Annotated in this window: 29 protein-coding genes; 17 read left to right on the top strand and 12 right to left on the bottom strand. The window is 62.1% G+C overall.

What is annotated here, in order from left to right; all coding sequences use genetic code 11:
* The first annotated feature begins 471 nt into the window (after window positions 1–471).
* Window positions 472–732, top strand: a complete 261-nt coding sequence (locus tag JQ597_RS32245) for a hypothetical protein (RefSeq protein WP_212269462.1) — start codon at window positions 472–474, stop codon at window positions 730–732.
* Window positions 733–892: 160 nt separating this feature from the next.
* Here JQ597_RS32245 and JQ597_RS32240 read toward each other — a convergent pair whose 3' ends face one another.
* On the bottom strand, window positions 893–1255 hold the full coding sequence (locus JQ597_RS32240; protein WP_249148378.1) for a PilZ domain-containing protein: 363 nt from the start codon (window positions 1253–1255) through the stop codon (window positions 893–895).
* A 221-nt stretch (window positions 1256–1476) separates the two neighbouring features.
* Here JQ597_RS32240 and JQ597_RS32235 point away from each other — a divergent pair, with 221 nt between their 5' ends.
* From JQ597_RS32235 to JQ597_RS38155, 5 genes are all read left to right on the top strand, one after another.
* Window positions 1477–1662 (top strand): hypothetical protein, encoded by a 186-nt coding sequence (locus JQ597_RS32235; protein WP_212269460.1) that lies wholly within the window; start codon window positions 1477–1479, stop codon window positions 1660–1662.
* A 78-nt stretch (window positions 1663–1740) separates the two neighbouring features.
* Window positions 1741–1968, top strand: a complete 228-nt coding sequence (locus tag JQ597_RS32230; protein ID WP_212269459.1) for a hypothetical protein — start codon at window positions 1741–1743, stop codon at window positions 1966–1968.
* A 165-nt stretch (window positions 1969–2133) separates the two neighbouring features.
* Complete coding sequence (locus JQ597_RS32225; protein ID WP_212269458.1) at window positions 2134–2322, top strand: Blp family class II bacteriocin; 189 nt, start codon at window positions 2134–2136, stop codon at window positions 2320–2322.
* Window positions 2323–2627: 305 nt separating this feature from the next.
* A complete protein-coding gene (locus JQ597_RS32220; protein WP_212269457.1) occupies window positions 2628–2957 on the top strand; it encodes a hypothetical protein in 330 nt (109 codons plus the stop codon).
* A 17-nt stretch (window positions 2958–2974) separates the two neighbouring features.
* The gene (locus tag JQ597_RS38155; RefSeq protein WP_283813472.1) at window positions 2975–3100 is read left to right on the top strand and encodes a hypothetical protein; all 126 of its coding nucleotides are present in this window, start codon (window positions 2975–2977) and stop codon (window positions 3098–3100) included.
* A 475-nt stretch (window positions 3101–3575) separates the two neighbouring features.
* Here the strand turns inward: JQ597_RS38155 and JQ597_RS32215 are convergent, their stop codons facing one another.
* A complete protein-coding gene (locus tag JQ597_RS32215; protein WP_212269456.1) occupies window positions 3576–3887 on the bottom strand; it encodes a HigA family addiction module antitoxin in 312 nt (103 codons plus the stop codon).
* 489 nt (window positions 3888–4376) lie between these two features.
* Between JQ597_RS32215 and JQ597_RS32205 the strand changes: the two genes are divergently transcribed.
* Both JQ597_RS32205 and JQ597_RS32200 read left to right on the top strand, forming a co-directional pair.
* Window positions 4377–4736, top strand: coding sequence for a c-type cytochrome (locus tag JQ597_RS32205; RefSeq protein WP_502754742.1), 360 nt, complete (start codon window positions 4377–4379; stop codon window positions 4734–4736).
* A 232-nt stretch (window positions 4737–4968) separates the two neighbouring features.
* Entirely contained in the window at window positions 4969–5253 is a 285-nt protein-coding gene (locus JQ597_RS32200) for a DUF3551 domain-containing protein (RefSeq protein ID WP_212269455.1), read from the top strand.
* Window positions 5254–5365: 112 nt separating this feature from the next.
* On the opposite strand, the gene gor is transcribed toward JQ597_RS32200, so the two are convergent.
* From gor to rpiA, 3 genes are all read right to left on the bottom strand, one after another.
* A complete protein-coding gene (gor, locus tag JQ597_RS32195) occupies window positions 5366–6754 on the bottom strand; it encodes a glutathione-disulfide reductase (RefSeq protein WP_212269454.1) in 1389 nt (462 codons plus the stop codon).
* 179 nt (window positions 6755–6933) lie between these two features.
* Complete coding sequence (locus JQ597_RS32190) at window positions 6934–7479, bottom strand: DUF2059 domain-containing protein (protein WP_212269453.1); 546 nt, start codon at window positions 7477–7479, stop codon at window positions 6934–6936.
* 25 nt (window positions 7480–7504) lie between these two features.
* Window positions 7505–8197 (bottom strand): ribose-5-phosphate isomerase RpiA, encoded by a 693-nt coding sequence (gene rpiA / locus JQ597_RS32185; protein WP_249132890.1) that lies wholly within the window; start codon window positions 8195–8197, stop codon window positions 7505–7507.
* Between the two features lie 145 nt (window positions 8198–8342).
* Between rpiA and JQ597_RS32180 the strand changes: the two genes are divergently transcribed.
* The 5 genes from JQ597_RS32180 to JQ597_RS32160 all read left to right on the top strand — a co-directional run bounded on the left by JQ597_RS32180 (window position 8343) and on the right by JQ597_RS32160 (window position 13412).
* Entirely contained in the window at window positions 8343–9029 is a 687-nt protein-coding gene (locus tag JQ597_RS32180; RefSeq protein WP_212269451.1) for an HAD-IA family hydrolase, read from the top strand.
* 143 nt (window positions 9030–9172) lie between these two features.
* Entirely contained in the window at window positions 9173–9640 is a 468-nt protein-coding gene (locus JQ597_RS32175; RefSeq protein ID WP_212269450.1) for a hypothetical protein, read from the top strand.
* 225 nt (window positions 9641–9865) lie between these two features.
* Entirely contained in the window at window positions 9866–10897 is a 1032-nt protein-coding gene (gene moaA / locus JQ597_RS32170; RefSeq protein WP_212269449.1) for a GTP 3',8-cyclase MoaA, read from the top strand.
* A gap of 377 nt (window positions 10898–11274) precedes the next feature.
* Window positions 11275–11814, top strand: coding sequence for a TRAP transporter small permease subunit (locus tag JQ597_RS32165; RefSeq protein WP_212269448.1), 540 nt, complete (start codon window positions 11275–11277; stop codon window positions 11812–11814).
* A complete protein-coding gene (locus tag JQ597_RS32160) occupies window positions 11811–13412 on the top strand; it encodes a TRAP transporter large permease (protein WP_212269447.1) in 1602 nt (533 codons plus the stop codon). Before JQ597_RS32165 ends, JQ597_RS32160 begins: the two co-directional genes overlap by 4 nt.
* 105 nt (window positions 13413–13517) lie before the next feature.
* Here JQ597_RS32160 and JQ597_RS32155 read toward each other — a convergent pair whose 3' ends face one another.
* The 4 genes from JQ597_RS32155 to JQ597_RS32140 form a co-directional block, all read right to left on the bottom strand.
* Window positions 13518–14606, bottom strand: a complete 1089-nt coding sequence (locus JQ597_RS32155; RefSeq protein WP_212269446.1) for a TRAP transporter substrate-binding protein — start codon at window positions 14604–14606, stop codon at window positions 13518–13520.
* A 263-nt stretch (window positions 14607–14869) separates the two neighbouring features.
* On the bottom strand, window positions 14870–15958 hold the full coding sequence (locus JQ597_RS32150; protein ID WP_192734707.1) for a TRAP transporter substrate-binding protein: 1089 nt from the start codon (window positions 15956–15958) through the stop codon (window positions 14870–14872).
* A 186-nt stretch (window positions 15959–16144) separates the two neighbouring features.
* Window positions 16145–17308 (bottom strand): Mrp/NBP35 family ATP-binding protein, encoded by a 1164-nt coding sequence (locus tag JQ597_RS32145; RefSeq protein WP_212269445.1) that lies wholly within the window; start codon window positions 17306–17308, stop codon window positions 16145–16147.
* Window positions 17309–17383: 75 nt separating this feature from the next.
* Window positions 17384–17821: a VOC family protein gene (locus JQ597_RS32140; protein ID WP_212269444.1), complete on the bottom strand. Its 438-nt coding sequence runs from the start codon at window positions 17819–17821 to the stop codon at window positions 17384–17386.
* A 284-nt stretch (window positions 17822–18105) separates the two neighbouring features.
* Here JQ597_RS32140 and JQ597_RS32135 point away from each other — a divergent pair, with 284 nt between their 5' ends.
* The 4 genes from JQ597_RS32135 (at window position 18106) to JQ597_RS32120 (ending at window position 21562) form a co-directional block, all read left to right on the top strand.
* Window positions 18106–18975, top strand: a complete 870-nt coding sequence (locus tag JQ597_RS32135) for an NAD(P)-dependent oxidoreductase (RefSeq protein WP_212269443.1) — start codon at window positions 18106–18108, stop codon at window positions 18973–18975.
* A 129-nt stretch (window positions 18976–19104) separates the two neighbouring features.
* Window positions 19105–20709, top strand: a complete 1605-nt coding sequence (locus tag JQ597_RS32130) for a sensor histidine kinase (RefSeq protein WP_212269442.1) — start codon at window positions 19105–19107, stop codon at window positions 20707–20709.
* A gap of 45 nt (window positions 20710–20754) precedes the next feature.
* Entirely contained in the window at window positions 20755–20958 is a 204-nt protein-coding gene (locus JQ597_RS32125; protein ID WP_212031756.1) for a DUF1289 domain-containing protein, read from the top strand.
* Between the two features lie 31 nt (window positions 20959–20989).
* Window positions 20990–21562: a TIGR02281 family clan AA aspartic protease gene (locus JQ597_RS32120; protein WP_212269441.1), complete on the top strand. Its 573-nt coding sequence runs from the start codon at window positions 20990–20992 to the stop codon at window positions 21560–21562.
* Between the two features lie 60 nt (window positions 21563–21622).
* Here the strand turns inward: JQ597_RS32120 and JQ597_RS32115 are convergent, their stop codons facing one another.
* From JQ597_RS32115 to JQ597_RS32105, 3 genes are all read right to left on the bottom strand, one after another.
* Entirely contained in the window at window positions 21623–23023 is a 1401-nt protein-coding gene (locus JQ597_RS32115; RefSeq protein WP_212269440.1) for a TRAP transporter large permease, read from the bottom strand.
* Entirely contained in the window at window positions 23020–23610 is a 591-nt protein-coding gene (locus tag JQ597_RS32110; RefSeq protein WP_212031759.1) for a TRAP transporter small permease subunit, read from the bottom strand. Before JQ597_RS32110 ends, JQ597_RS32115 begins: the two co-directional genes overlap by 4 nt.
* Window positions 23611–23674: 64 nt before the next feature.
* Window positions 23675–24802: a TRAP transporter substrate-binding protein gene (locus JQ597_RS32105; RefSeq protein WP_212269439.1), complete on the bottom strand. Its 1128-nt coding sequence runs from the start codon at window positions 24800–24802 to the stop codon at window positions 23675–23677.
* Between the last annotated feature and the right edge of the window lie 198 nt (window positions 24803–25000).

Here is a 25000-nt window from a genome sequence, read left to right as displayed (position 1 = left end):
CCGACAGCTTGACGCCTGCAACGGGTGCCAGGACCACACGGTTTTGCCGTACGCCCGTCCGCGCCGTCGTCTCAGCGCAAACCAGCGTCCACCGCAACCCGTCCAACGTCCGTGACGACGGCCGACGCCCTTCTGAGTAGGACGGGATGGCGGGAATATGCCTCTGATTTGTATTCCGGTAAACAGAAATATTTTTTATTTTAGGGCTTGACATGGATTCTGCAAATCAGAAGTGTTCTGCGAACGTGATGAGCATCACAGCTCCACAACAACCCACCGCCTATTCCATCCGGACTACGCTTTTAGGAGTTCTCCGTCCTCATGGACTGCGACAGACGCGAAGCGTTTGCGCGAGAGATAAACATCCGTTCATCAACCTTGCCGGTTCATCCTGAAACAATCATTCGGGAAAAAGTGGAAACATGCGCGCGCACCGCGCATTGATTGCCGATAGCCAGGAGGAGAAACACGATGTTCAAGAAATCCCTGATCGTCGCGGCGTCGCTCGCGTTGGCTTCGTCCGCCTTTGCGCAATCCGGAACCAAATCACCTGGAGCATCGGATAGCTCACCGGGCCATCAGATGCAGGGCGCCAAGAAATCAACGGCTCCGGGTGCGTCGGAATACGCGCCGGGTCACAAGATGAAGGCCGCCAAGAAATCGACGGCACCGGGCGCATCGGAACACGCGCCGGGTCAGCAGACCACGGGCAGCGCCACCAAGAAGAAATAGGCTCGCTCGCTAGAGCGACGCGCCGCGGAGGCCCGGCACCCAAAGTGTCGGGCCTTCGTTTTGCGCGCGGCAAGATTTCGCACCTTCGGCCGGAAATCAGCTTCGTCATTCCCCGATGCGTAATTGCGCATCGGGGAATGACGAAGGTCCGCAAGGCGGGTCAGGCTTCCGCCTTCACGCGCTGAGTTGTGTCGAACAGGTCCGCCTGCGCATGAGGCTCTACGGCAGAAAGGTCGTTGACCGGCCCTGCTTTGCCGGCGCCCAAAAACTTGACGCCGTAGGTCTTGCCGCGGCGCCAGACGACTTCGCAGGACTGGTGCTTTGGGCGATCGCGCACCAGCGCCAATCCGAACTTGTCCCTGACGTCGATCGCGACATCGGTCACGATCCTTGCGCCGCCCGGCGATACGTCGAGCACGAAGCATTCACGGTTGGTGAGGCCATCATCCACCGTCATCCAGGCCGGCTGCTTGTGCAGTTGCCGGCGCGGTTCGCGCACCACCTTTGGCTTAAGGGCATCCATCGTCACGGGTGACATCCGTTGGGTCAGACCACCAACTTGAAGGCAGGGCCGTAAGGTTCCCTTAGCGCTTTAACGGCGCATTGAATCGAAGTTTATGGATTTGCAGCCGCGCGCCATCGGGGCGGCCGGCATTGTGACGTCGGTCACGGTGGCGGACCGGCCGCTGTGGTTCTTCCATCACCATCGCATGTGGCTTTGCCACCAATCAATGGAGACTGGACATGAACACCGACAATCGCGAACTCAACGCAATCGAGCTCGACGCCGCGAGCGGCGGCATGAAGTGGACGCCCGGCACCAAGAACCCCGACGTGATCGACGCCCGCGGCGGTCAATTGTCGTTCCTCGGCTTGACCTTCACCTTCGACATCAACGGCAAGGTCAGCAGCTACGGCCCGAGGCCGTAACCCGGCGCGGCGCGGCGTGGATGCCCCACGCTGCCGCCGCCTTGAGGAACTGATGTTGCCTTAGGGAGTTTTATTTCCATGACCGAACCATTGCCATTGCTGATGGAAAATTCGATCCAGATCGCCTGGGATTATCTCGAGGGGACCGCCGAACTCGGCGATCCCGAAGTCGCGGCGCGCTTCCTGACGGATGCCGTCGAGACCCTGATCCGGCGCGGCGAAACGCGAAAGCTGATGCTCGCGAACCGGGCGATCGACGCCTACAAGCGGTTCAAGGAAGAGCGCCTGCTGTCGCTGGTCTCCTGAACCCACCTGCCGACAGTAGCCGCATGAGCACCGCGATATGCGGGCTACTGGCTGCTCTGGCTTTCCCTGTGTGATTCAGCGCACGGTTGGTTTTCAGAACGACGGCTAGTGTGCCTGCATGACGCGCGATCACCGCGCGTCCTTCGGACACAACGGAGCGGGACGATGACCAACGAAATTCGCGAACTGAACCTGAACGAGCTTGCGTCCGTCAGCGGCGGCACGGATCCCCTGCGCCTTCTGGCTACGGTGTCGCATTTGCAGGCCAGCAACGCGAACGACGCGTTGGCCGGTGCGCTGACCGGCGCTCTGGGCGGCGCAGGGACAAAAGGCCCGTCGCGCAAGATTGGCTAACAACAAGACATTGAGGGCCGGCCCGGTCTGCTTGACGGGAGGCCTCGCCTCGACGCATCGGCGGACAGGCCCGAGCAAGTAGCCCGCATGAGCAGCCCGATATGCGGGGACCAAGACCCGGATGTCGCGTTGCTCAGCCGGGCTAACCTGCTGCCTCACATTTCCGGCGTTGAGCCGACGTCCGGCCGGGCATCGGCGTTGTCATCAACCATGTCAGCGAAAAATTAGACGAAGGTGCTGCGCTCGCCGCTGGAACCAACGCTTCGATTCAAACTTGAATAAGCGTTCCACGGAGTGCCCAGGCCATGACTGGATTGCCGTTAACCGTGCCCTATGGCGCCGATCAAACGCTGTATCTGGTGATGGATACGTTCGGTCCGAGGGATTTGCAGCTGCAGAATCCGATCGAGCGCCCCGATCTCGATACCGTGATCAACGATCTGATGCTGGCGCGCTTCAACAACCCGGTCGGAATCTACGCCTTCAACACGCTCGAACACTGGACCGCCGACATCTCCAAAAATGTCGCAGAGGAAATTCAGTGCCGCTGTGATATTGAGGGAGCTCCGGTGCCGGCGCATCTCGAAGACTTCGTTGCGAACAGCCTGAGCAGCGTTCGGACCCGGAAGCCCTAGATGGATTGGAAGCACCAATGAATTGGGTTTACTGGAATACGTTCTTGTCGCTGGTCGTCAGCTCGATCTGGTTCATGACCATCGTCTCGCATCCCGACTCCGTCGTCGTCGACAGGCATCCCTCCAAGCCGCCCGCGCGTTAAGCGCACGAAATAGGCGCTGCCCAAAAAAGCAGCCGCTTCGCTCCCGCGGAATCCCGGGAGGTTGCGCCTCGACCACCCAGGGGATCGCTGAGCCATTGCGCCCAGCGCGCGGACGCATCCTCGCGCCGCACCGTGCGGGCGAAATAGCGGCCGCTACTGAAATCAGAGTTCTTTCTTTGCGGGCCGGTTTCGACCGGAAGACTGCATGAACGCCCCGAACACTTGAATGAGATTGCGGATTGTGGGCCGTCAGCGCCGAAACGTCGATGCAGGGAAACGCAATGACACCGTAGTGATACGGAAGACAAATCACCCGCAAATCATTTATGCACGTACCATGGAAATCGCCCTCACCGTCATGCTCGCCTTCGTCGGCATCGCCTCCTGCGCGGTCGTGATGATCAGGATGTGGGGCCCGGAGGCATTGGCTTTCCGGAGAAGGTCGTCGCGGGATACGAAGTAGCTCGCACGCTGGTCAGGCAACGGCCAGCATCGGGATGTTCTTGATGTCCTCTCCAAGCTCCCGCTCGGCCTGATCCAAATCGTAGCGCTTTTGCAGATTGAGCCAGAGATCTGGACCGTTGCCGCACAACTTCCCGAGCCGCAACGCCATCACCGGGGTAACCGGCGGCTTCTCCTTCAGGAGATCGTACAACGTCTGACGCGACACGCCGAGCAGCCTGGCGATTTCTGTCTTGGGCCGGTCGAGAGCGGGCAAAATCTCCTCGCGAAGAAGTTCGCCGGGATGCATCGGCGGCAAACCACGCTTCGGAAGCTTCTTGGTCATGGCTTGATCCTCAATGGTAGTCCTCCAGATCGACGTCGAGGGCATCGCCTTCGGTCCAACCGAATGTAATGCGCCAATTTCCGCTGGCGCTGACCGCATAGCGCCGCCCGATCGCGGCCGACCAGCGCATGAAACCGGAATCCCGGCAAATTCATATCCTCTGGCCGCGACGCGTCATCGAGCGCCCTCAGTATGTTGGCAATCCGTTTCGGATTCTGGACGCTGAGCCGGCGCGCGTCCCCGGTCGCGAAAAAACGTTCGAGAGCCTTGTCCCGCAACGAGCGGATCATGAGCGACATGTAAGGTACCTTACGATCGTCAAGCAGTACCTTACACGAGGCCGCGCTGTTCTTTCGCCTCATGAGCCGCCGATTGCTTCACGGCCAGGGAAACCTTCGCTGCCTCGCGCGTTTGTTGGCAGGGAAATACGGAGGACGGCCGATGCGAAGCCTGGTTTCAGCCATGGCCCTGAGCGGGATGGCGTGCCTGATGTTGTCGTCCTCGGCCGCATCGCAAACACCGGCGCAAGGCGCGGATGCTGCGGCCGGCCAGCAGGCGTTCAACAATGCGTGCCGGACCTGCCACACGGTCAAGGAGGGCGATAACCGGCAGGGCCCAAATCTGCACAAAATTATCGGGCGGAAGGCAGGGTCGCTGCCGGGCTACGGCTATTCCAGCGCCATGAAGGAGGCAGGCTTCGCCTGGGACGCCGACAAGCTCGAGCGTTTCATGGCTAACGCCGATGCGGTCGTGCCCGGCAACACCATGAAGCCGTATGGCGGTCTCGCATCGGCGGACGAGCGGGCAAAGATCATTGCTTACTTGGAGGCGGGCACGGCCGGTCAATAACAGGCGGGAGGGGGTGCACCGCGTCATGGTCGCCAGGGTGGTCGAGCTCACCGGCTATGCCGGGGTTCGGCACGTCCGGGTATCGCTGGTGGGCGGATCGCTCGATGGAAGAAATACACAAGACAGACGCGCGCTCGCTTCACGTGTGAACCTATCGGGAATACATTGACCTGGATCAATATTGCCGGCGGTCCAAGTGTACCGGTGTTGTGCCGACTTCGAGGAAACTCCAATGCGCACTTTGGCTTTGACGATCTTGACGATGATTATCGCCCTGGCAGACGGGCAAGCCCGGGCTCAGACATATGGCCCAGGTTTTTACGGTCCCCAGGCTTATGAGAGCGTTCCGAGCAGCTACTGCCTGCAAGGGCGCGTATGGGGCTATCCGGGCAATTGCCAATTCTCCAGCTACGCCCAATGCATGGCCACCGCCAACGGTACCGACGCCTATTGCGGGATCAATCCCCACTACGCTTTCGCACTGCAGCGGCGCGGCGACTATCGACCCCGATACTGAGCGGCAGTGAAGCAATGCCGCTGCAAGTAGCTGATATCTCGTCGATAGCATCGTTCTCGGGGCGCGCGGGCCGCTGGCCGGATCATGCGCGCTCGTCCGGGCTACGCGCGCCCTACTCCGCCGCCGCTTCCCGCACATAGCGCGCCGTCGGCGTCCGCATCGTCACGAGTTCTTCGGCCGCGGTCGGGTGCAGCGCGATGGTGGCGTCGAAATCGGCCTTGGTTGCTTTCATCTTCACGGCGATGCCGACGGCCTGCGTGATCTCGGCAGCGGCTTCGCCGACGATGTGGCAGCCGAGCACGCGGTCGCTCGTGCCGTCGACCACGAGCTTCATCAGGACGCGGGTGTCGCGGCCGGACATCGTCGCTTTAATGGGCCGGAAATCGGTCTTGTAGATATCGACGTGGCTGAACTGCGCGCGGGCTTCGGCTTCGGTGAGGCCCACGGTGCCGACTTCGGGCTGCGAGAACACCGCGGTCGGAATCGTGGCGTGATCGACTTGCACCGGGCGCTTGCCGAACACGGTGTCGGCGAAGGCATGGCCCTCACGGATCGCGACCGGCGTCAGGTTGATACGGTGGGTGACGTCGCCGATGGCGTAGATGTTCGGCGTCGACGTTTTCGACCAGGCGTCGACGGCGATGCCGCCGTTCTTCGGATTGATCGCGACACCCGCCGTCTCCAGCCCGAGATTGGCGACGTTGGGATGGCGGCCGATCGCGAACATCACCTGGTCCGAGGCGATGCTCGATCCGCTGGAGAGGTGCGTGGTGAATTCCTTGCCGTGTTTTTCGATTTTCGCGATGGTGCAGCCGGTGATGATGTTGATGCCCTGCTTCTCCATCTCCGCGCGCACATGCTTGCGCACGTCTTCGTCGAAACCCCGAAGGATGTTGTCGCCGCGATAGATTACGGTGACGTCGGCGCCGTAGCCTTTGAAGATGCCGGCGAATTCCAGCGCGATATAGCCGCCGCCCTGGATCACGATGCGCTTTGGCAACTCAGTGAGGTGGAACGCCTCGTCCGAGGAGATCACGTGCTCGATGCCGGGAATCTCGGCGCCGTGGTTGGGCCGGCCGCCGGTCGCGATCAGAATGGTTTGCGCGGTGACGCGCTTGCCGTCGGACAGGCGCAGCGTGTGGGCATCTTCGAGCACCGCGCGGGCCTTCACCACCTGCGCGCCTGTCTTCTCGACATTGGTCGTGTAGATGCCCTCGAGCCGGGCGATCTCCCTGTCCTTGTTGGCGACCAAAGTGGGCCAGTCGAAGGAAACTTCCGGGATGGTCCAGCCGAAGCCGGCGGCGTCCTCGATCTCGTGACGGACATGCGAGCCGATCACGAACAGTTTTTTCGGCACGCAGCCGCGGATCACGCAGGTGCCGCCCATCCGGTATTCTTCGGCGACCATCACCTTGGCGCCGTAGCCGGCCGCGATGCGCGCGGCGCGGACGCCGCCCGAACCACCACCGATGACAAACAGATCGACGTCGTATTCAGCCATGGTCAGCCCCTGTCAATTCCCCCTCGCCCCGCTTGCGGGGTCTAGACGAGCAAAGCTCGCTCTTAGAGGGTTGGGGTGAGGGGCTCCCTCCACGAGCAACATGCGCGTTGAGACCTGTACCCCCTCACCCGGCGCTGCGCGCCGACCTCTCCCCGCAAGCGGGGCGAGGTAACCGAAGATCAGATTTCCTTGCCGCGCTTCCTCATCTCGGTGCGGAACTGGCCGTTGATCACCTCGGCAAAGGACTGCGCCCACTCGTTCATATAGGCCATGCTGCCCGAGATCGCCTTCGGCTCGTTCAGGATCAATTTCTGGCCGAGCGGCGATTTGTAGAACGTCGCCAGATCCTTCAATTCCTGCTCGGTGAACTCGTTGGCGTAGATCTGCGCCATGCCGTCGCCGATTTCCTTCTCGCGGCCGGCCAGATTCTTGGCGACGATCACGGCGACCTCGTTGAGGTCCTTCTGATAATTGAGGTTGGCGCCGAGCAGCACGTTCTTGGTCTTATCGACGAGGCCCGGAACGGCGTTGGAATACATCGCGCTCGCGTTCTTCATGTTCAGGATTTCCTTGGCCGCGGCGATGGCGCCAGGCGACGCGGGCTTGCCGGGTATGGCCAGGGTGGGCGCAGGGGCATTTTTCTGCTGCGCCATGGCTGGCGCTCCGATCAGCGCCAGCGCCACCGCGAGACCCGCAGCCGACAAACTTCCGGAAAGACTCTTCATTCCAATTCTCCTCAAAGATTCGGCGCTATCGCCGTTCAACTACGCGAATTCCCTGTGCGCCGGCCAGCACGGCCGTGCGGGCCAGGCCAATGAACAGACCGTGTTCGACGACGCCCGGAATCACGCTCAACAAGCCTGCCAGACGCGGCGCATCCGGTATTTTCCCAAGATGGGCATCCACAATCCAGTGGCCGCCATCGGTGACAAAAACGTGGCCGTCTTTGGCCTTCCGGACCTCCATTTGCCCGGAAACGCCGCTTTGCGCAAATGCTGACACGATCGCCCGCTGCGTTGCGGCGAGCCCGAACGGGATCACCTCGACAGGCAGGGGGAAGCGGCCGAGAACATCGACCCATTTGCTGTCGTCGGCGATCACGATCATGCGATCGGAGGCGGCCGCCACGATCTTCTCCCGTAGCAGCGCACCGCCGCCGCCCTTGATGAGATTGAGCGCGCCGTCGCACTCGTCGGCGCCGTCGACGGTGAGATCGAGGTGGTCGATCTCGTCGAGCGTGGTCAGCGGCACGCCGCAGGCCTGCGCCTGCGCGCGGGTCGCCTCGGAGGTCGGCACGCCGATCACGCGCATGCCCTTCGCGACCTTCTCGCCGAGCAGTTCGACGAAGTGCTTGGCGGTCGAGCCGGTGCCAAGCCCGAGCTTCATGCCGTCCTGTACATGCTCCAGCGCGCGCGCCGCCGCCTGCCGTTTCAATGCGTCCATGTCCACGTGGATATGCCCTTTGAAAATCCGCCGGTCTGGCGGCGCATATCTAGCGTCGTTTGGGCGGAAGGAATAGCGCTAACGAGGCCAAATCGGGCCTATCGAGCCCTTGCATCATCACGCCCGGGCCGGTAGCGAATGCCAAATGACACCTCCCCGCACCCTCGTATTCGATCTCGACGGCACGCTGGTCGATACCGCACCGGATCTGATCAGCGCGCTCAATTTCGTGCTTCATCGCGAGGGCCTCGCCCCCGTGCCGCTCGCCCGCGCGCGCAACATGATCGGCGCCGGCGCGCGCAAGCTGATCGAGCGCGGCCTCGAACTCGAGGGCCGCACCATGAGCGTGGACGACGTCAACCGCCTGACCAGGGATTTCGTCGAATATTACGCCGCCCACATCGCCGATGAATCACGCCCCTTCGAGGGGCTGGAAGCGGCGCTGGATGAACTGGAAGGACAAGGCTTTCGCTTTGCGGTCTGCACCAACAAGCTGGAATGGCTTTCGAAACTGCTGCTCGACAAGCTCGACCTCAGCAAGCGGTTCGCCGCGATCTGCGGCGCGGACACTTTTGGCGTCTCAAAGCCCGATCCGGTGATCCTGCAGCAGACGCTGGCCCGTGCCGGCACGCAGCTCGAGGGCGCCATCATGGTCGGCGATGCCGGTCCCGATATCGGCGTGGCCCGGCGCGCGGGCATTCCGGTGATCGGGGTCGAATTCGGCTACACCGACGTGCCGATTGCCGAGTTGAAGCCGGACCGGCTGATCGGCCATTTTCGCGAACTGCCCGCGGCCGTGAACAGTCTTAGCGGGGCCGCGACGGCCTCCTAACATGCTGATTTATATATCATATCCGAATCGCTACGGAGCGACATTAACCATCCTTTAGCGAATCTGCACGCCGCGGTTGCGGCCCTCTTCTCACGCTCCTATGGTCCGGATCGGGGATTGTGGCTGATCGCCGCAGGTGAGTGATGATCATAGGTCGTGTGTTCGCGATTGCCGTCGCGGGAGCCTCTCTGGCCGGCTGTTCCTCGTTTTCCATGGATTCCTTCAAGCCGACGCCGCCGCCGATCCAGGTCCAGCTGGAGTCGGTGCCACCAGGGGCGGATGCCACCACCTCGGTCGGACCGGGCTGCAAGACCCCCTGCTCGGTTGCGGTCGCCGCCCCCGATTCCGGCTTTACGGTCACCTTCGCGATGCCGAGGTTCCAGCCGGTCACGGTTCCCGTTCAGGTGATTCGCGACCCCGGCGACTACGTAACGCCGGCCTCCACCACGATCGATCCCAATCCCGTGGTCGCCGAGCTGAAGCCCGCGGGGCCGCCGCCGCGCAAAAAACCGATGCGGCCGAAGAAAAAGCCGAAGCCTGCGGCAGCCGCGCCCGCCGCCGCCTCGCCGTCCCCGAGCCCCGCCACGCCGGCGGCGCAGCCGGCCCGCTGATCGGCACCGCACCCGAAAGCTGCGGATTGTAGCCGTCCTGCTTCGTGCCTATATCCCGGCTCTGATTGAAGATCAGAACCGGGATATAAGTCTTTCGTTTTGACGCGCTTTCTTCACGCCAACCGGTATCCACGTCGCTCGAAAGCGCTATAGAATGATGGGCGACAGACGTTGCGGCGGTTCCGCCGCACGCGGCGCGCAGGCAGGGTTTGCAAGGCAGTTTGGATGAGCGGATTGTCGACTTCTCCCGATCAGCTGTTCTCTCCGATGACCGATCCGTTCGGGCGGAGCATCCGCTATCTGCGGGTCTCCGTCACCGATCGCTGCGACCTGCGCTGCTTCTATTGCATGTCCGAGGACATGACGTTCCTGCCGAAGGCCGATTTGCTGACGCTGGAAGAACTCGACCGGCTGTGCTCGGCCTTCGTCGCCAAGGGCGTGCGCAAAATCCGTCTCACCGGCGGCGAACCGCTGGTCCGGCGCAACGTGATGTCGCTGGTGCGCTCGCTGTCGCGGCATCTTTCGAGCGGCGCGCTCGATGAGTTGACGCTGACCACCAATGGCTCGCAGCTGGCGCGCTTTGCCGGCGAGTTGCGCGACGCCGGCGTGCGCCGGATCAACGTCTCGCTGGACACGCTCGATCCCGCCAAATTCCGCGCCATCACGCGCTGGGGCGACATCGACAAGGTGCTCGCCGGCATTGAAGCGGCGCGCGCGGCGGGCCTTGCGGTGAAGATCAACGCGGTGGCGCTCAAGAACATGAACGAGGAGGAGATCCCCTCGCTGATGCAATGGGCGCACGACAAGGGCATGGCGCTGACGCTGATCGAAGTGATGCCGATGGGCGATATCGGCGAAGGCCGGATCGATCAGTACGTGCCGCTGTCATTGTTGCGCGCGCGTCTCGCCCAGCACTACACGCTTGATGACCTCGACGACGACACCGGCGGCCCTGCCCGCTATGTCCGCGTCAGCGAGACCGGAGGCAAGCTCGGCTTCATCACGCCGATGACCCATAATTTCTGCGAGTCCTGTAACCGGGTACGGATCACCTGCACCGGCACGCTGCACACCTGCCTCGGTCACGAGGATGCCTCCGATTTGCGCAAACCCTTGCGGGCATCTGCCGACAACGACCTGCTCTCCGCCGCGATCGATCGCGCCATAGGCCTGAAGCCGAAGGGCCACGACTTCATCATCGACCGCCGCCATAACCGCCCAAGCGTCAGCCGCCACATGAGCGTCACCGGCGGTTGAAATTTCAGCGTGTATTTCAGCCGTCCGGCGCAACGAAGCGCGTCCTCCCCGCGCAACTGATAGCCCGCGTCAATTTGTCCATTTTCCGATTGACGCCGCTGCAACGCACTGAAATGGTGCGGCTGCTTTACGCCAGCACGGCCGGATGGGCCGCTGTTTCCCAATGGAACAGCCAAGACGGCGGAAGCGTGCGAACGGGGGAGGACTATCGTTGCAATCGCTCCAGCGAATGAGCTGCGATCCTGCGCGTTTTTCGCGCCGGAACGAAGCTGCGCGTTTGCCGCGCGGCAGCGGCTCTGCGCGCCTGACGCGGGGTGGCGACGCAATATCAATGAAGAAATCCGGCGCATGTCGATGACGTGCCCGAGGAGAACGTAATGCGTCCATTGTTGGCAATCAGTAACGGCATCGACTGGATCAACGAACAACTGGGCGGCATCTGCAATTGGCTCGTGCTCGCCGCCTGCGTGGTCAGCGCCGCCAACGCGATGATCCGCTACGCGTTCGGCTACAGCTCCAACAGCTGGCTCGAATTGCAGTGGTACATGTTCGCCGTCTTCGTGATGTTCGGCGCCTCCTATACCTTCAAGAAGAACGAGCATGTTCGCGTCGAACTTCTTTATCTCATGCTGTCCGAGCGCGGACAGCTCTGGCTCGACATGATCGGAACGCTGTTTTTCCTGATCCCGTCCTGCCTGCTGCTGGCCTATCTGTCGTGGCCTTTCTTCATGCAATCCTACGCCGTCAGCGAGATTTCGAGCAATGCCGGCGGCCTGGTGCGCTGGCCGATCAAGGCCGTCGTTCCCGTGGGCTTCGTTTTTCTCGCTCTGCAAGGACTCTCCGAAGTGATCAAGCGTATCGCGGCGTTGAAGGGCTATGTGATGATCGACGCCAAATACGAGAGGCCGGTGCAATGATTACGCTGGAAATGATGCCGCCGCTGATGTTCGGCGGCTTGATTCTGGCCATGCTGATCGGCTTCCCGGTGGCCTTCACGCTGGCCGCGCTCGGGCTGTCGTTCGGCTTCCTGTCGATCTATCTCGGCTTCTTCGACATGAACTTCCTGCAGGCCATTCCGGGCCGCATCTTCGGCAGCGTGCTCTCCAACGAATTGCTGCTGGCGATCCCGTTCTTCACCTTCATGGGCTCGATCCTGGAACGGTGCGGGCTTGCGGAAGACATGCTGGACTCGATGGGCCAGCTGTTCGGACCGATCCGCGGCGGCCTCGGCTATTCCGTCATCATCGTCGGCTTCATCCTCGGCGCGATCACCGGCACGGTGGCGGCGCAGGTCATCGCCATGGCGCTGATCTCGATGCCGGTGATGATGCGCTACGGCTACAACATTCGCTACATCACCGGCGTGCTCGCCGCGTCCGGCACGATCACCCAATTGGTGCCGCCCTCGCTGGTGCTGATCGTGATGGCCGACCAGCTCGGCAAGTCGGTCGGCGACATGTATCTCGGCGCCTGGGGGCCATCAATCCTCCAGATCGCCCTGTTCGCCGGCTATACGTTCATGCTCGGCCTCATCAAACCGGATCACGTCCCTCCGGTTCCGAGAGACGCGCTCACGCTGACGGGTTGGCCGCTCTGGAAGAAATGCCTGATGGGCATCATACCGTCGGCCGTTCTGATCTTCGTGGTGCTGGGTACCATGATGCTCGGCCTCGCAACGCCGACCGAAGCCGGCGCGATGGGCGCCATCGGCGCCATCGTGCTCGCCGCGATCCACCACAAGGATCTGAGCAACAAGGGGCACAAGATGCTCCTCATCGGCATCGCCGCCACCGGTGTCGCCGTAATCATCGGCATGCTGCTCGGTGAAGGCAAGGTATTGAAACTCACCTTCGCGGTGGTCTATCTCGCCGTCGTCTGGCTCTGCCTCGAAGCCGTCCGTATCCCCGACCTGCGCGGCCTGATCAAGCAGGGCTACGAGTCGACGATGCGCCTCTCCACCATGGTGGTGTTCATCCTGATCGGCTCGACCTGCTTCTCGGTGGTGTTCCTCGGCGTCTCCGGCGGCGTCTGGCTCGAGCATCATCTGACCTCGATCCCCGGCGGCGTCTGGGGCTTCCTGATCTTCATCAACCTCTTCATCTTCTTCCTGGCGTTCTTCCTCGACTTCTTCGAGATCGCCTTCATCATCCTGCCGATGGTGGCGCCGATCGCGCAGAAGGTATTGGCGCCGGTCGTGGGGCCCGATGCGGCGCTGATCTGGTTCGGCGTCATGCTGTGTGTCAACATGCAGACGTCGTTCCTGCATCCGCCGTTCGGATTTGCGCTGTTCTATTTGCGCGGCGTCGCGCCCAAGGAAGTAAAGAGCTCCGACATCTACTGGGGTGCCCTGCCCTGGATCGGCCTGCAGGCGATCATGGTGGCGATCGTGATCGCTTTCCCGATCGTGGTGACCGTGTTCCTCGACAAGCCGCTCGACGTCGATCTCAGCAAGGTCAGGATCGAGGTGCCGCAGATCGAGTTGCCACCACTGGATTTCGGCCAGCCTAAACAATAGCGGGCGCGCTTCCCGCCGAGATCCCTGCCAAGATTCCTGTAACGAAAAACCCCGGAGCTTTCGCTCCGGGGTTTTTGTTTGTCAAAGCTGCTGCTTGTTTGGCGATCAGCCCTGCGGGTTGCGCGCCATGAAGCTGTCGTAGCCGAGTTCGGCGACCTGGAACCACTGGTAGCCGTTGCTGGTGAAGCCGTTCAGCGAGTCCAGCACCTTCTTGAAGTTCGGGTTGGTCGCCGACGTCTCGGCATAAATCTCCTTGGTCGCCTTCAGGCAGGCCTGCATGATCGGCGGCGAGAAGCTATGCAGCTTGGTGCCACCGGCGAGCAGCTTTTTGAGTGACGGCGGATTGAGCTGATCGTACTTCGCCATCATCCAGCTGTTGGCGGACTGCCCTGCCAGCTCGAGCACGGTTTGATAGTATTTCGGCAGCGTGTTCCACTTTTCCAGATTGACGATGCCGAGCAGCATCGGACCGCCTTCCCACCAACCGGGATAGTAATAATGCGGGGCGACCTTGTTGAAGCCGAGCTTCTCGTCGTCATAGGGGCCGACCCATTCCGCCGCGTCGATCGTGCCTTTTTCGAGCGCGGGATAGATGTCGCCGCCGGCCAGCTGCTGCGGCACGACGCCCAGTTTCTGCATGACGCGGCCGGCAAAGCCGCCGATGCGCATCTTCAGTCCCTTCAGGTCGTCGACGGTGTTGATCTCCTTGCGGAACCAGCCGCCCATCTGGCAGCCGGTATTGCCGGCCAGAAACGACGTGACATTATAGCTCTTGTAGAACTCGTTCAGCAGCTCCCTGCCGCCGCCCTGCATGTACCAGGCCTGGTTGAGGCGCTGGTTGGGTCCGAACGGCACCGCCGTGCCGAACGCAAATGTCGGGTCCTTGCCGAAGTAATAGTAGGACGCGGTATGTCCCATCTCGACGGTACCGTTCTGCACGGCATCGAGGACTTGTAGACCCGGAACGATTTCACCGCCGGCAAAAGTCTGGAGCTGGAATTTGTTGTCGGTGGCTTCGGCAACCTGCTTGGCCATCACCTCGACCCCGCCCCACAGCGTGTCGAGCGATTTCGGCCAGCTCGCCGTCAGCCGCCATTTGATTTCCGGCATCGATTGCGCGATCGCGGGCGCCGCCAGAGTTGCGGCACCTGCGGCGCCAATACCTGTGACCTTGAGAAAATCTCTTCTTTTCATGTAATCCTGCCCTTGTGGATGTGTGTCCGATAGCCTTCTTGCCGAGGCTTTGGCGGCACCATGGAACATCCGGTTCCCGATTTCCATCCCGAACTGCAGGGCGTAACGCAAAAAGCCCGGCCTCCTCGCGGAGACCGGGCTTGCTTGTGCGACTTAGGATGAGGCCCCTGGTCCTGATTACATCAGACCCAGGGGTCTCACTTTTGTTTTGACGCGTTTTCTTGACGCGAACCGGGATCCACTTCGCTCGAAAACGCTATGTATCAGCCGCGCGTGCGCGAGCGGATCATGAAGCTGTCGAAGGTGTATTCGGCAACCTGCCACCACAGATACTGGTCGGAGCGGTAGGCCTGCATCGAATCGATCGTCTTCTTGAAGTCGGCATTCTTGGCCGACAGTTCGGCCCACAGCTCGTTGGTCGCCTTCAGGCAGGCTTCCAACACTTCGTTGGTGAAGGGACGGAGCTGGGTGCCGCCGGCGACCAGACGCTTCAAGGCTGCCGGATTGAGCATGTCATAGCGTTCGTTCATCCAGCCGTTGGCATGCGCCGCAGCGTTGGTGAGGATCGCCTGATAGTTCTTCGGCAGCGAATTCCACTTCTCCAGATTGGTGAAGGCGTGGACCATCGGGCCGCCTTCCCAGAAGCCGGGGTAATAATAGAACTTCGCGACCTTCTGGAAGCCGAGCTTTTCGTCGTCATAAGGACCGACCCACTCGGCGGCGTCGATAGTGCCCTTTTCCAGCGCCGGGTAGATGTCGCCGCCGGCGATCTGCTGCGGCACGACGCCGACCTTCTGCAACACCTGACCGGCGATACCGCCGATGCGGAATTTGAGGCCCGACAGATCGGCGACCGTCTTGATCTCCTTGCGGAACCAGCCGCCCATCTGGGTGCCGGTGTTGCCGCAAGGGAAACCGATCACGCCGAACTTCTTGAAGAACTCGTTGCCGAGTTCCCCACCGCCACCCTGCGACCACCAGGAGTTCTGCTGGCGTGCGTTCAGGCCGAACGGGACCGACGCATAGATCGCAAAGGTCGGATCCTTGCCGACGTAATAATAGGAGACGGTGTGGCACATCTCGACCGTGCCGTTGGAGGTGGCGTCGAGCGCCTGCAGACCGGGAACGACCTCGCCCGCGGCGAAGACCTGGATCTGGAATTTGTTGTCGGTCATTTCGGCGACATATTTCGACAGCTGGTCAGCACCGCCGTAAATCGTGTCGAGCGACTTCGGGAAGCTCGACGTCAAGCGCCATTTGATTTCAGGCGAGGATTGCGCGATCGCCGGCGAGGCAACGGCGGTCGCGGCAGCACCGGCCGCTGAAACTTTCAAAAAATCACGACGCTTCATTCAGGCATCTCCTTAAAGGCGGGGGCGTTTCCCAATTTCCGCGAGCGATCCTCCGGCGGGGCGAATTCCACATCATCCGGGGCGCTCTGGCGGGGGCGCTTTAACATGGAAGTTGGCTAACGAAAACGCGACAAAGGCATGACTGCACTGATTAAACGAAAGTCTCAGGCAAGCAGAATAAGGCCCTCAGGCGGCAGCATTTGCGCCCTGAAGCTGGTCGCGGACCTTGGTACCGATTTCGCGGTAGATGGCGGCGTGCGGACCGTCCGGCTCGCTTGCCACCACAGGGTTACCGGAGTCCGAGGTGGTGCGAATCGACATGTGCAGCGGGATCTCCCCCAAAAACGGCACACCCAGCCGCTCGGCCTCGTGCCGCGCCCCGCCATGACCGAAAATGTCCGACCGGGTGCCGCAATGCGGGCACTGGAAATAGCTCATGTTCTCGACGATGCCGAGCACGGGCACGTTGACCTTCTTGAACATGGCAAGGCCGCGCCGCGCGTCGATCAAGGAGAGATCCTGCGGGGTCGAGATGATGACCGCCCCCTTCAGCGGCACGTTCTGCGCCAGGGTCAGTTGCGCGTCGCCGGTGCCGGGCGGCATGTCGACGACGAGAATGTCGAGCGTGCCCCATGCCACGTCGCGCAGCATCTGGGTGATCGCCGACATCACCATCGGTCCGCGCCAGATCATCGCGGTCTCTTCCTCGACCAGGAAGCCGATCGACATGATGGAGAGACCGAAGCGTTCGATCGGAATCATTTTCCGATCGTCGTTCAGTTTCGGCTTCTCGTGAATGCCGGTCAGCCGCGGCACCGAGGGGCCGTAAATATCGGCATCCAGCAGGCCGACGCGCAGGCCGAGATCGCGCAAGCCCAGCGCAAGATTGAGCGCCGTGGTCGACTTGCCGACGCCGCCCTTGCCGGATGCCACCGCGATCACGGCCGCAACGCCCGGAATTTCGGCTTGCCTGGACATCGGCGACGCCGGGCTTTGCGGCGGCTTATGCGCCGATACCGGCTGCATGCCGTGGGCATGGCGATGCTGATGCGGTGGCGGTGGCGGCGAAGACGCCGCGCCTGATGACGGCGAAGCCGCACCGGGCTTGCGCTCGGCGGTCAGTGCGATCATCGCCACGCTGACGCCGGGAATGGCGCGAACCGCAGCTTCCGCCTGCGCCCGCACGCTTTCCCATGCGCGGGCCTCCGCGGCGTCGACATTGATGGAGAAGAACACCTTGCCGTCGGTGGCCGTGATCGCCGACAGCACATTGGCATTGGTCAAGGCGACGCCGCGCGGCGAAGCCACCTTGGCCAAGGCATCGAGAACCTGTTGCTGCGTTACGCTCACCGCACGTCTCCTGGAGCCTTCGGTTCTGATGAACATCAGAACCGGGGCCCTCTTAGAGCGTTGCAGCCCAAAAGGCTACCTTGCTCCGACGTCGTCCCGGCGTTCGGCCGGGGCCACGACCCCGCCCTCCTTGGCGGCCTCATAGTTCAATTCGACCATGACGCCGTTGGGATCCGTGACGAAGATCTGCCAGAGATCGCCGCCGGGAACCTGACGCGAGTCGAATTCCCTTCCTTTGGATTTGAGCCGCTGCTGCATGCCGGCAAAGCCCGTGCTGGCGAAGGCGACGTGATGGACCACGCCGGAGTCAGGCTTTTGGGGCTCGTCGGTCTTGGAAATATCGACCAGGTGCACCACCGCCTTGCCCTCCGAATACATCCACGCGCCGGGGAAGGCGAAGTTCGGCCGGGCGCCCTTTTCCAGGCCCAGGATATCCTCGTAAAAACGGACCGTGTCGGCGAGATTCCGGGTCCGGATGTTGAAATGATCGAGCACGCCCACGCTGACGCCCATGCGATCTCACTCCCTTTTTTGTGAGTTGTTTGAACCGGGTGATCCTAGAGCATAATCGGTTCTGATGGAATCATAACCGACTTCTCTAGCCTCTTGTTTTGACGCGTTTTCCTGACGCGAACCGGTGTCCGGTCGCGCCAGCCAAACGAAGGCGTTGCCCTTCATGGCGCAGAGGTTATGGTGCGGCCACCCGCCTCAGGGTTCCGCCCGGCCCTTCCCAGCTTCGGTCGAAGTCCGGCCCCCCAAAGATCAAGCCCGCCAGGGCAAACGATAAGGTAGCACACATGGCTAAAGTCGCTTTTCTCGGTCTCGGCGTGATGGGTTTCCCGATGGCGGGCCATCTGGTGAAAAAGGGCGGCCACGAGGTCACCGTTTACAACCGGACCGGAGCCAAGGCGAAGGAATGGGCGGACAAGTTCGGCGGCCGCACGGCGCCGACGCCAAAGGCCGCCGCCGAAGGCCAGGACTTCGTGATGTGCTGCGTCGGCAATGACAATGATCTGCGCGCGGTCACGATCGGCGCTGATGGCGCCTTTGCCGGCATGGCGAAGGGCGCGACCTTCGTCGATCACACCACCGCGTCTGCCGAAGTCGCCCGCGAGCTCGATGCCGCCGCCACCAAAGCGGGCTTCAAATTCATCGATGCGCCGGTGTCCGGCGGCCAGGCCGGCGCCGAAAACGGCGTCCTGACCGTGATGTGCGGCGGCGCCGCGGACGCCTATGCCGGCGCCGAGCCCGTGATCGCGGCCTATGCGCGGATGTGCAAGCTGCTGGGACCTGCCGGTTCCGGTCAGTTAACAAAGATGGTCAACCAGATCTGTATCGCGGGGCTGGTTCAGGGCCTCTCCGAAGGCATTCATTTCGCGAAAAAATCCGGCCTCGACGTCCAGGCCGTGATCGAGACCATCTCCAAGGGCGCCGCGCAGTCCTGGCAGATGGAGAACCGCTACAAGACCATGAACGACGGCAAGTTCGATTTCGGCTTTGCAGTCGAATGGATGCGCAAGGATCTGTCGATCTGCATCGCCGAATCCCGCCGCAACGGCGCCAATCTGCCGGTCACCGCGCTGGTCGATCAGTTCTATTCCGAAGTCGAGAAAATGGGCGGCAAGCGCTGGGACACGTCGAGCCTGCTGGCAAGGCTGCAGCGCTGAGCGAAGAGGTTAATTTAACCTCGCGTTAACGGGATTCTTTAGCTCTTTAAGTCATCGCTTAAGGATTTGGGCTCACAGATAGACAATACAAAAGCCCGCGCGGTTCGCGGGCAGGGTTTGTGTTGTTTAATGAGTAATCCCGCAGAAAAGCCCGAGGTTGTCCAGCTTCCGGCGGACCCGCCAGTCGCCGCGCCGGTCAATACCCGGCGCGCCGCGGCGCAGCGGGTGCGCGAGGCGCGCGACCGGTTAACGTCGACCAGCGGAACCCGCCCGGCTTTCGACACCGAACTGCTCCGGCAATATGCCCAGACCCGGATGTCGGCCTCCTACGTCGTCATGCTGCTGGTGGTTGCGACCGGTGTGCTGTTCGGCCTTTGGATGCACCCGATAGCGGCTTTGGCCTGGACCTTCGGCATGCTGTGCATTCATGCCGTCATCATCCGCAATTGCCGGAGATTTCTGGCGGTGCAGCCCTCGCTCGCTGCCACGCGCAAATGGCGCACGCGATTTGTGCTGCTCGACCTGCTCTACGGCTTGTGCTGGACCGCGATCCTGATCCACCCCGCCGGCCTCGACGTCGTGTCGAACACGATGATGATGTTCCTGATGCTGCTGGTGATCGCGGTGTCGAGCATGCTGGCGGCCAGCCTGCCGATTGCGGCGCTGGCGGCCACCGCGCCGGTGACGGCCGCGATCGCGCTGAATTTCGTGCTGGGCGGCACCTTCGACACCTACGCGCTCGCCATGCTGGCGCTCGCCGCCGAAGGCTATTTCGCGCTGCTCGCCCATCGCCTGCACTCGACGACGCTGGCGACGCTGGAGGCGCGCGCCGAAAAGGATGCGCTGATCGGCGAGCTCGAGCAGGCCAAGGCGATCTCCGACGAGGCGCGGCATCGCGCCGAATCCGCCAACGTCGCCAAGTCGCGCTTCCTCGCGCAGATGAGCCACGAATTGCGCACGCCGCTGAACGCGATCCTCGGATTCTCCGAGGTGATGAAGAGCGAAATTTTTGGCGCGCACACCGTGCCGGTCTACAAGGAATATTCCGCCGACATCCATAATTCGGGCGTCCACCTGCTCAACCTCATCAATGAGATCCTCGATCTGTCGCGGATCGAGGCCGGCCGCTACGAACTCAACGAGGAAGCGGTGTCGCTGGTGCATGTCGTCGCCGACTGCCATCATCTCTTGAAACTGCGCGCCACCAGCCGCGGCATCACCATCCACGAAGTGTTCGAACAGGGCATGCCGCGGATCTGGGGTGATGAGCGCGCCACCCGTCAGATCGTGCTCAATTTGTTGTCGAACTCGATCAAGTTCACCCCGCAAGGCGGCGATATCTGGCTGAAGGTCGGCTGGACCGCGTCCGGTGGCCAGTATCTGAGCGTCAAGGACACCGGCTCCGGCATTGCCGAAGACGAAATCCCGATCGTGCTGGCGTCGTTCGGCCAGGGCTCCAACTCGATCAAGTCGGCCGAACAGGGCGCGGGGCTGGGACTGCCGATCGCAAAAAGCCTGATCGACATGCATGGCGGCACCTTCACGCTGAAATCGAAGCTGCGGATCGGCACCGAAGTCATCGTCACCTTCCCGCCGGAGCGCGTGATGTCGGCGCTGGCGCCGATGGCCGAAGAGGCCCCGCCCCTGCAGCCGGAGCCCGTCATCATTGCGACCGCCGACGAGAAGCGCCGGGCGCGCCACAAGCCGATCATGAGCGCCGGAACAGGACTGTAACTGGAGCGCTTGCGCAAACCACTGAAAGCATTTCACACTCCCTGAATGAGCAAAGAAACGCCGTGTATCGCAGTCTGCATGATGGACCCCAAAACCAAACTCTGCTTCGGCTGCGGACGAACGCTGCCGGAAATCGCGCAATGGCACCGCATGGACAGCGCGGAGCGGCTGGCCGTGATGGCAGGATTGCCGGCCCGCATGGCAGAGGCCGGCCTGGCGCAGATCGCGGAGCGTCCGACGTCCAGCTGATCGATCGCAGGACTGCCCAGGGGGGGGCGCGATGAGCCGCATCCTGCTCGTCCTGATCATGCTCGCCGCCACCGCCGGCGCCGTCGTTGCTTACGGCGACCCCGAACAGATCGCACGCGCCAGCGACCAGGTTTCGCAGATGCTGCGGCGGCACAGCCCGCAGCCGGTGCCCGCGGTGCAGATCGCGCGCGGCCAGGCCGGCGAATTCGCGCTGCATGCCAAGATCAACGGCGTCAAGGCGCCGATGGTGATCGACACCGGCGCGACCTCGGTGGTGCTGACCTGGGAAACCGCGAAGGCGATCGGGCTGCCGCTCGAGATGCTCGAATACAATGTCGACGTCGAAACCGTGGGCGGGCACACCAAGGCGGCGCGGCTGACGCTCGACCGTCTCGCGGTCGGTCACCTCGTCGAGAAATCGGTCCCGGCGCTGGTGGTGCAGCGCGGGCAGATGAAAACCAACCTGCTCGGCATGAGCTTTCTGGATCGCCTGGAAAGCTGGGGCGTAAAGGCCGACCAGCTGATGCTGCACGGCTATCCCGACGTGACGGGCAGCGTCAGCTCCCCGCGCCGCCCCCGGCGCGACCGCGCGGCTGCCAACTAGCGCGATCGCATCGCGCGGCCCGCCGGCGCCTTGCGGATGGGTGGCTCGGCTGCGTGCGGGTCAATTCGGCCCGAGCAGCGAAGCGGCGACTTTCGCTGGCATCACATACTCGATCTGCACCTTCTTGCGTTCGGCATCCCTGCGGGCCTGCAGCCAGCCTGGAAACCACATCGCGATCGCCGGGAAGATCAGCACTAGGACCACGCACAGAACCTGGATGACCATGAAGTCCGCCATGCCGCGGTAGATCAACCTCAAATTCCATTCCCTCACGACCTGCTTGAGATAATAGGCCGACATGGCGACGGGTGGAGACAGGAACGCCGTCTGCAGGACGACCGCGACGATGCAGCCGAACCACACCATGTCGTAGCCGAGGCCCTTGGCCACCGGCGCGAGCATGGGAAGAAAGATAAACACGATCGCCGGCCATTCGAACGGCCAGCCGAGCAGGAAGATCAGCGTCAGCAGCAGCGTCATGGTGCCCCAGGCCGGCAGCGGCGAGGCAAGCAGCGCATTGGTCATCCAGCTGGCGGTGCCGAGCCACGCGAACACCGCACCGAACACGTTGGAGGCGACCGCGAGCAGCAGCACCATGCTGGTGGTCGCCATCGTGCTGTAGCAGGCCTGCAGCAAACCGCTCCACGTGAATTTGCCGTAGAGGATGACCAGAAGGATGGCGCCGAGCGCGCCGAGTGCCGCCGCCTCCGCCGCCGTCGTGATGCCGGCCAGGATCGCACCCAGCGTGACGATGGTCAGCACCGTCACCGGTACGAGGCCGACCAGGCACTCCCACAGCACGATCTTCATCGATTCCGGCCGCTCCTCGATTGGCACCGGGGGACCGAGCTTCGGATTGAAATGACAGCGGATCAGCGTGTAGGCGATGAACATGCCGGACAGCAGGAAGCCCGGGCCGAACGCGGCCGCATACAGATCGATGATCGAGATATCGAGCACGGGCGCCATCACGACCAGCATGACCGACGGCGGAATCAGGATGCCGAGCGTGCCGCCGGCCGCGATCGCGCCCGCCGACATGCGCACGTCGTAGCCGGAGCGGATCATCATCGGACCGGCCATGATGCCGAGCAGCGCCACCGTCGCGCCCACGGTTCCGGCAGCGATGCCGAACAGCGTCGCGGTAACGATGACGACCACGTATAATGCGCCCTTCAGCGGCGCAAACAGATCGCGGAACGCCCTGAACAGTCGTTCCATCAGCCCGGCCTGATCGCAGATGAAGCCCATCAGGATGAACATGGGCACCGCGACCAGTTCGTCCTGCTTCATGATGCCGATGGTCTGCAGGTAGGCGAGGCTGAGCACCCGCGGCCCCATGCCGATGTAGCCGAACACACCGGCGAGAAACAGCAACGTAAAACTGATCGGCAGGCCGATGAAGATCGCCCCCAGCATCACCAGCAGCATGAATAGGCCAAGCAGCTCGAGTCCGGTCATATCTCGATCTTTTCCTTGTGCTCGAACTCGCGCCCGAACTGGATCTGATACCAGCACTTCAGTACTTCGGAGACGCCCTGAACCATGAGAAGGACCGCCGCCAGCGGGATGGTGGCCCGGAACGGCCACATGATCACGCGCCACACGCTTTCCTGCGACCTCTCACCGGTGTCCCAGGAATGCAATGCGGCGTCGTAGCTGACCACCATGAAGGTGATCATGACCGGGTAGAACAGCAGGATGTAGGAGATCATGTCGATGATCCCCTTGGTGCGTTCCGAAAAATTCTCCCAGTAAATATCGGTTCGAACGTGCGCACCCTTGTAGAGCGCATATCCGCAGGCGAGCATGAAGGCCGCGCCGTTGGCCATGAAGCTCGACTCGTAAACCCAGGCGGTCGGGGCATTGAACCCGTAACGCATCACGACCTCGTAGGTGATCGTCACCACGAGGAACAACATCGTCAGGGAGATGAGTTTGCCGGTGACGTCCGAGAACCGGTCAATGGCCCGAATGATCGTGTAGAAGGCGTGTGGAAACTCCCTTCCCACGCCAGCAGGATACGAGGCTCCGCCGTCAGTCGACATCATGATCCCCCTTGGAAAGCAACTGGCGCCTGTCAATGACGCCAGTTGCGCGCGCGAAAGCGGATCACTTCTTCTGCAGATAGACCTTGTCCTTCCAGTAGTACTCGCCGGCGAAATTATAAGGCGGGAACCAGGAAAGCTTGAACGGGACGATTTTCTCGGCGTAGGCCTTCTGACTGTCCATCGCCTTCTTGTAGAAGGGGTTCTTGGCGGCGTACTCGGCCTGGATCTTCTCCCACTCGTCGAGGAAGTTCTTCAGGACATCATCCGGCGTGCGATGCAACTGGACGCCCATCTTGAGGAGGTCCTGGCAGGCCTGCGCGGTCTCGCGGTTGAAGGAGAAATTGCGCTGCGTCGTGGCGTAGACGCTGGCAACCTTGATGATCTCCTGCAGATCCGGCGTCAGCTTCTTCCAGACATCGCCGTTGATCATCAACTGGCCACCGGTGACGGGCTCGTGCATGCCAGGGGTGTAGTAGTGCTTCGCGACCTGGTGCAGACCGAGCTTCTTGTCTTCCTCGCAGTTGATCCATTCAGCGCCTTCGATCACGCCGCGCTCCATCGCTGGGACGATCTCGCCGCCCGGTATGGTGACGACCGACACGCCAAGCCGGCCGTAGGTCTCCGCGCCGATGCCGTAGATGCGATACTTCATCCCCTTGAGATCGGCGAGGCTGTTGATCTCCTTCTTGAACCAGCCCATGCCTTGCGGATAATCGGTCGGAATCGGGAAGCCCACGACGTTGAGCTTGAGGACGTCGCGGTAGAATTCTTCCAGCAGGGCCATGCCGCCGCCGTCGTAGTACCAGGCCCAGTAGTCGCTTCCGTCCATGCCGAACAACGGACCGTGCGACATCGGAATCGTCGCGGTGTTGCGGCCGAGGATGTAGCCGAACGGCGCCATTCCAACGTCGAGAACGTTCTTCGACGTTGCGTCGAAGACCTCGAACGGGGGAACGATGGCGCCGGCCGGGAGCGTTTCAATCTTGAGGCGGCCAGCCGTCATCTTTTCGACGGTCTCGGCCCACAATTTGAAGATGAGGTGGAAGTTCGACGACGCGGGGTGGGTCGATTGCCCTTTTAATACAAGGGGCTTGGGCGCCGGAGCCGGGGTCTGAGCCTGGGCTGGGTCCGTAAAGGTGGCGGCGAGTCCGAGGGCAGCAGCCACGACAATAGACGTGTACCTGAGCATTCTCACTCCTCCCTTTTGGCAGCAATTTCTCCTTGGTTGATGTTTTTTTGATCTTGTGAGCTGAAGTTACGGACGGGATGATTGCGCTGTCAAGGCGATATCTGTCGGACCGGCAAGTGAGCCGGTGAAAGATGGAGTGGCCAGGCTCGTGGAAGCGAGACAGCTAATTGAGAAATTGCCGGCAGCACCAACGCTGCC

This window comes from Bradyrhizobium sp. AUGA SZCCT0177 (assembly GCF_018130125.1).
GTDB lineage: Bacteria > Pseudomonadota > Alphaproteobacteria > Rhizobiales > Xanthobacteraceae > Bradyrhizobium.
Note: the sequence above shows the minus strand (reverse complement) of the source record. Positions and strands in the feature narration are given on the sequence as shown.

Coding starts and splice junctions, on each gene's coding strand:
- JQ597_RS32245 (WP_212269462.1), top strand. CDS start 472: ATGTTCAAGAAATCCCTGATCGTCGCGGCGTCGCTCGCGTTGGCTTCG.
- JQ597_RS32240 (WP_249148378.1), bottom strand. CDS start 1,255: ATGGATGCCCTTAAGCCAAAGGTGGTGCGCGAACCGCGCCGGCAACTG.
- JQ597_RS32235 (WP_212269460.1), top strand. CDS start 1,477: ATGAACACCGACAATCGCGAACTCAACGCAATCGAGCTCGACGCCGCG.
- JQ597_RS32230 (WP_212269459.1), top strand. CDS start 1,741: ATGACCGAACCATTGCCATTGCTGATGGAAAATTCGATCCAGATCGCC.
- JQ597_RS32225 (WP_212269458.1), top strand. CDS start 2,134: ATGACCAACGAAATTCGCGAACTGAACCTGAACGAGCTTGCGTCCGTC.
- JQ597_RS32220 (WP_212269457.1), top strand. CDS start 2,628: ATGACTGGATTGCCGTTAACCGTGCCCTATGGCGCCGATCAAACGCTG.
- JQ597_RS38155 (WP_283813472.1), top strand. CDS start 2,975: ATGAATTGGGTTTACTGGAATACGTTCTTGTCGCTGGTCGTCAGCTCG.
- JQ597_RS32215 (WP_212269456.1), bottom strand. CDS start 3,887: ATGACCAAGAAGCTTCCGAAGCGTGGTTTGCCGCCGATGCATCCCGGC.
- JQ597_RS32205 (WP_502754742.1), top strand. CDS start 4,377: ATGTTGTCGTCCTCGGCCGCATCGCAAACACCGGCGCAAGGCGCGGAT.
- JQ597_RS32200 (WP_212269455.1), top strand. CDS start 4,969: ATGCGCACTTTGGCTTTGACGATCTTGACGATGATTATCGCCCTGGCA.
- gor (WP_212269454.1), bottom strand. CDS start 6,754: ATGGCTGAATACGACGTCGATCTGTTTGTCATCGGTGGTGGTTCGGGC.
- JQ597_RS32190 (WP_212269453.1), bottom strand. CDS start 7,479: ATGAAGAGTCTTTCCGGAAGTTTGTCGGCTGCGGGTCTCGCGGTGGCG.
- rpiA (WP_249132890.1), bottom strand. CDS start 8,197: ATGGACGCATTGAAACGGCAGGCGGCGGCGCGCGCGCTGGAGCATGTA.
- JQ597_RS32180 (WP_212269451.1), top strand. CDS start 8,343: ATGACACCTCCCCGCACCCTCGTATTCGATCTCGACGGCACGCTGGTC.
- JQ597_RS32175 (WP_212269450.1), top strand. CDS start 9,173: ATGATCATAGGTCGTGTGTTCGCGATTGCCGTCGCGGGAGCCTCTCTG.
- moaA (WP_212269449.1), top strand. CDS start 9,866: ATGAGCGGATTGTCGACTTCTCCCGATCAGCTGTTCTCTCCGATGACC.
- JQ597_RS32165 (WP_212269448.1), top strand. CDS start 11,275: ATGCGTCCATTGTTGGCAATCAGTAACGGCATCGACTGGATCAACGAA.
- JQ597_RS32160 (WP_212269447.1), top strand. CDS start 11,811: ATGATTACGCTGGAAATGATGCCGCCGCTGATGTTCGGCGGCTTGATT.
- JQ597_RS32155 (WP_212269446.1), bottom strand. CDS start 14,606: ATGAAAAGAAGAGATTTTCTCAAGGTCACAGGTATTGGCGCCGCAGGT.
- JQ597_RS32150 (WP_192734707.1), bottom strand. CDS start 15,958: ATGAAGCGTCGTGATTTTTTGAAAGTTTCAGCGGCCGGTGCTGCCGCG.
- JQ597_RS32140 (WP_212269444.1), bottom strand. CDS start 17,821: ATGGGCGTCAGCGTGGGCGTGCTCGATCATTTCAACATCCGGACCCGG.
- JQ597_RS32135 (WP_212269443.1), top strand. CDS start 18,106: ATGGCTAAAGTCGCTTTTCTCGGTCTCGGCGTGATGGGTTTCCCGATG.
- JQ597_RS32130 (WP_212269442.1), top strand. CDS start 19,105: ATGAGTAATCCCGCAGAAAAGCCCGAGGTTGTCCAGCTTCCGGCGGAC.
- JQ597_RS32125 (WP_212031756.1), top strand. CDS start 20,755: ATGAGCAAAGAAACGCCGTGTATCGCAGTCTGCATGATGGACCCCAAA.
- JQ597_RS32120 (WP_212269441.1), top strand. CDS start 20,990: ATGAGCCGCATCCTGCTCGTCCTGATCATGCTCGCCGCCACCGCCGGC.
- JQ597_RS32115 (WP_212269440.1), bottom strand. CDS start 23,023: ATGACCGGACTCGAGCTGCTTGGCCTATTCATGCTGCTGGTGATGCTG.
- JQ597_RS32110 (WP_212031759.1), bottom strand. CDS start 23,610: ATGTCGACTGACGGCGGAGCCTCGTATCCTGCTGGCGTGGGAAGGGAG.
- JQ597_RS32105 (WP_212269439.1), bottom strand. CDS start 24,802: ATGCTCAGGTACACGTCTATTGTCGTGGCTGCTGCCCTCGGACTCGCC.